The organism is Photorhabdus kayaii (assembly GCF_025384895.1).
Taxonomy (GTDB): domain Bacteria; phylum Pseudomonadota; class Gammaproteobacteria; order Enterobacterales; family Enterobacteriaceae; genus Photorhabdus; species Photorhabdus kayaii.
This window is the reverse complement of record NZ_JAJAFZ010000154.1, coordinates 1-2467: the sequence shown is the minus strand read 5'-3', so window position 1 is coordinate 2467 and position 2467 is coordinate 1. Positions and strand designations below refer to the sequence as shown.

4 protein-coding genes are annotated in these 2467 nt (G+C 44.6%); 3 read left to right on the top strand and 1 reads right to left on the bottom strand.

Annotated features, from left to right (window positions below):
- Positions 1 to 35: 35 nt before the first annotated feature.
- On the bottom strand, positions 36 to 365 hold the full coding sequence (locus LGZ98_RS23450) for a hypothetical protein (RefSeq protein WP_113044211.1): 330 nt from the start codon (positions 363 to 365) through the stop codon (positions 36 to 38).
- 259 nt (positions 366 to 624) lie between these two features.
- Between LGZ98_RS23450 and LGZ98_RS23445 the strand changes: the two genes are divergently transcribed.
- The 3 genes from LGZ98_RS23445 (at position 625) to LGZ98_RS23435 (ending at position 2296) form a co-directional block, all read left to right on the top strand.
- Complete coding sequence (locus LGZ98_RS23445) at positions 625 to 1314, top strand: hypothetical protein (protein ID WP_262978695.1); 690 nt, start codon at positions 625 to 627, stop codon at positions 1312 to 1314.
- An 81-nt stretch (positions 1315 to 1395) separates the two neighbouring features.
- Positions 1396 to 1557, top strand: coding sequence for a hypothetical protein (locus tag LGZ98_RS23440; protein ID WP_158536622.1), 162 nt, complete (start codon positions 1396 to 1398; stop codon positions 1555 to 1557).
- A 292-nt stretch (positions 1558 to 1849) separates the two neighbouring features.
- Positions 1850 to 2296 (top strand): hypothetical protein, encoded by a 447-nt coding sequence (locus LGZ98_RS23435; RefSeq protein WP_113044208.1) that lies wholly within the window; start codon positions 1850 to 1852, stop codon positions 2294 to 2296.
- The last annotated feature ends 171 nt before the right edge of the window (positions 2297 to 2467 follow it).

Here is a 2467-nt window from a genome sequence, read left to right as displayed (position 1 = left end):
GAGCCAGGGCAACCGCCTGAGCATCGATGAGCGGCTTAATGCGTATAATTGGCATTATGTCTTGCGCCCCCGCGGGTCAGCATTAGCGGGTGTGGCGCACAAGGCTGACGCCTTCTGCTGTCAGCCGCTGAGCCAGTCCTCGGCAAAAACCCGTGTTCTTCTTTAGCTGCCGTGCCAACGTCCGGCCAACAACCCTGAAGGCAGGTCGGCCTGCGGCCTCCGCTCATTGACTTCCCCCCGCCCCAACCCTGCTGCACTGGCTGCGCTGGCTCACACTGCGCTGCGCTCCGTTGCTCGTCTCCGTGCTCGCCATCTCCGCCCCGTGCAGCCCCCGAGGGCTTCCCTGAACAAAATCGCGAGGTCATGCAAGGTCATGCGCAACCCGAAACCCTGGTGCCCCCGAGCGTCACAGGGGCGCCGCTTGCGGGCTCTCTGCCGCCCGCGCCCGCAGAACGGGCACCCGCCGCCCAAACAAGTTGGGCGACGTTCGCCCGTTGCCGAAAAAGGCGCTACCCTGACCAGAGCGCGGCGGGAAAAACCGGCGTTCAGGGGCGAAAAGCGCGTCAGGGGATTTTGGGTACGGCGGTGAACGCACATCGGAAAAAACGGGTTGTAACTGACTGAGTGGACAGGGAAAATCGCTGTTCTCTGGCTCACTTCGCAATGGAATGGGTTGTTGCGGATAATAATGCCCTGAGCTTACCCAAAGGAATGATGGATTACGGTCGGTCAGCATCCAGTCTGGCTACCGCGATGTTAAATGAAGGTAAATCTCTTCAAGAGATTTCAGCGGCATTGTCAAAACATGCCAAAGGTGATCACCCGGAAGGGCAAGATCCGGTAAGAGGGTTGTTAGTCGCTTGGGGGACAGGAATGTCCACGGTAGCAGCACCACTGTTACTACCATCAGGAGCAACAGTGGGAAGTATTTTTGCTGGAGGTATCATCAGTGGAACCGCTAATGTTAGTAATCAATTGACAAATGGCCCCGTGAACATGACTGACGCATTGATAGCCACGGGAACGGGGGCAGTAACACAAGGCAAAGGCTTTTGGTTTACAGAAATAGCGAGTATTACTGGTGCCTATGCAGGCGCTAAATTGCAAGGGAAAGATCCTTTATCGCCTGTAATTGGTGCAGGTATTGGTAACGTGATAGGTGCAGGGACCGGTAAAGTAGTTACTGATAAATTTAAACCTGTAGTATCAGGAGCTGTTGCTGAAGCCATTGGTGCGGGTTCTGGTGCAATAAGCTCTGAAGTTGCGGGCAGTACAGTAGAAGAGAAGTTAAATAAAAACTGGAGTAAAAAATGAAATCTACGATTGTTTTTTCTGACTCTATCCACTATTGCATAGTTATTTATTACAACCTTACTTATAAGATTTGTCGTCGGAATGATTGCTTATTATCAATTTGGCGAAATAGACTTTAGTCTTAATGATGTTATATATGCTGCTAAAGTGGGTATTGCAGGAGGGATACCTTTAGGTATTGGAGCGTCGATTTTAGCTAACCTAAAAGAAAGCAAAGAGAAATTTCCCCCTCCCGGTTCTTAGCTAATAAGAATTCTGGCCTTCTGGTCAGGATTGTTGTAGACAATAATCAGCTAAGCGTTGACCAGAATCGTTCAAGGAGTGAGGAACTGGTCAACTGTCAGGGGGATACCAGTTGTCGTTCTGTTGTCAGGGATAAGTATCGCCAAGAGGTAACCCTTTTTACTCAGAACATTGGTATCTTGGTGAAGTAGACAATAGATGCTAATACCTCATCGATGAGAAAGTTATCTTGAAAAATGCCGTTAAAGAGCGAGCTTCTTCGCGGTAATACGCAGTTTAAGGATAAGTGAGCATGATTGTATATATTCCGTTTATTTTGATGGTCTTGAGTCTGTTGGGATTTCTTGCCTGCTTCATCTATTTTGGCTTGAACAAAAAAGTTTCACTAAGAAGTGTAAAATCTCCGTTGCTCTTTTTTGATTTTTGTTTTTTTAATAAAAACAAACTTGCTAATTTTTCCATGATAATATTATTTGTTATTTATATGTCTGGAATTTTGTTTGAATTTATTAAAAATGAAAATTTAATTTCCTTTGCTGGTTATTTTATTGGAGTGTTTGCAATTCTTGTTTTTCTTATTCATTGCAGATTTTTCTCAAAAAGAAAATTTGCACATAGAAATAATATTGAATTCATAAAAGAGTTTGTTTTTGAAATGGAAATAAGCCTTCAAAATACGTCATTATGGTTATCTAGGTTATTTTATATTGTTTGGCTTTATTTGTTTTTTTCTACGTAATTGTTGTAGACAGTAATGCATTTAATATGGGAAGTCTGTTTGGTTATAAAGGAGGAGGAACTCAGTTTGATCTTATGGGGCAAAGGACCGATACATTTACTAATGAACGGGCTATTCAAAAAAATAGGAGAACAAAATGGTTATCTTAGTTAACAATAACAAGATTAATAT

Excerpts from the sequence above, each read along its gene's own strand:
- LGZ98_RS23450 (WP_113044211.1), bottom strand. The coding sequence starts at position 365 with ATGACCTCGCGATTTTGTTCAGGGAAGCCCTCGGGGGCTGCACGGGGC.
- LGZ98_RS23435 (WP_113044208.1), top strand. The coding sequence starts at position 1,850 with ATGATTGTATATATTCCGTTTATTTTGATGGTCTTGAGTCTGTTGGGA.
- LGZ98_RS23440 (WP_158536622.1), top strand. The coding sequence starts at position 1,396 with ATGATTGCTTATTATCAATTTGGCGAAATAGACTTTAGTCTTAATGAT.